This is a genomic window from Heyndrickxia sp. FW510-T9 (assembly GCF_058781025.1).
Map to the genome: position 1 here is coordinate 1 of NZ_JBYSWK010000106.1, position 1,346 is coordinate 1,346.

Sequence of the window (1,346 nt, forward strand, 5' to 3'; positions counted from 1 at the left end):
ATTCGGTGGAAGGGATTCTCACCCTTCTTTCGCTACTCATACCGGCATTCTCACTTCTAAGCGCTCCACCAGTCCTTGCGGTCTAGCTTCAACGCCCTTAGAACGCTCTCCTACCACGGACACCACAAGGTGTCCATCCACAGCTTCGGTGATACGTTTAGCCCCGGTACATTTTCGGCGCAGAGTCACTCGACCAGTGAGCTATTACGCACTCTTTAAATGGTGGCTGCTTCTAAGCCAACATCCTGGTTGTCTAAGCAACTCCACATCCTTTTCCACTTAACGTATACTTTGGGACCTTAGCTGGTGGTCTGGGCTGTTTCCCTTTTGACTACGGATCTTATCACTCGCAGTCTGACTCCCAAGCATAAGTATTTGGCATTCGGAGTTTGTCTGAATTCGGTAACCCGATGAGGGCCCCTAGTCCAAACAGTGCTCTACCTCCAATACTCTCATCTTGAGGCTAGCCCTAAAGCTATTTCGGAGAGAACCAGCTATCTCCAAGTTCGATTGGAATTTCTCCGCTACCCACACCTCATCCCCGCACTTTTCAACGTGCGTGGGTTCGGGCCTCCAGTAAGTGTTACCTTACCTTCACCCTGGACATGGGTAGATCACCTGGTTTCGGGTCTACGACCTCATACTTATTCGCCCTATTCAGACTCGCTTTCGCTGCGGCTCCGCCTCATCAGCTTAACCTTGCATGAAATCGTAACTCGCCGGTTCATTCTACAAAAGGCACGCTATCACCCATTAACGGGCTCTAACTACTTGTAGGCACACGGTTTCAGGTTCTATTTCACTCCCCTTCCGGGGTGCTTTTCACCTTTCCCTCACGGTACTGGTTCACTATCGGTCACTAGGGAGTATTTAGCCTTGGGAGATGGTCCTCCCTGCTTCCGACGGGATTTCACGTGTCCCGCCGTACTCAGGATCCACTCTGGAGGGAACGAAGTTTCAACTACAGGGTTGTTACCTTCTTTGACGGGCCTTTCCAGACCTCTTCATTTACTCCGTTCCTTTGTAACTCCGTATAGAGTGTCCTACAACCCCAAGAGGCAAGCCTCTTGGTTTGGGCTTCTTCCGTTTCGCTCGCCGCTACTCAGGAAATCGCGTTTGCTTTCTCTTCCTCCGGGTACTTAGATGTTTCAGTTCCCCGGGTCTGCCTTCATTATCCTATGTATTCAGATAAAGATACTACCCCATTACGGGCAGTGGGTTCCCCCATTCGGAAATCTCCGGATCAAAGCTTGCTTACAGCTCCCCGAAGCATATCGGTGTTAGTCCCGTCCTTCATCGGCTCCTAGTGCCAAGGCATCCACCGTGCGCCCTTACTAACTTAACCT

General features: G+C 50.9%; 1 rRNA gene. It reads right to left on the minus strand.

Going from position 1 to position 1,346, the window contains the following annotated elements:
- A 23S ribosomal RNA gene (locus AC3WJF_RS23025) occupies positions 1-1,345 on the minus strand; the annotation flags it as partial.
- Position 1,346: the final 1 nt, after the last annotated feature.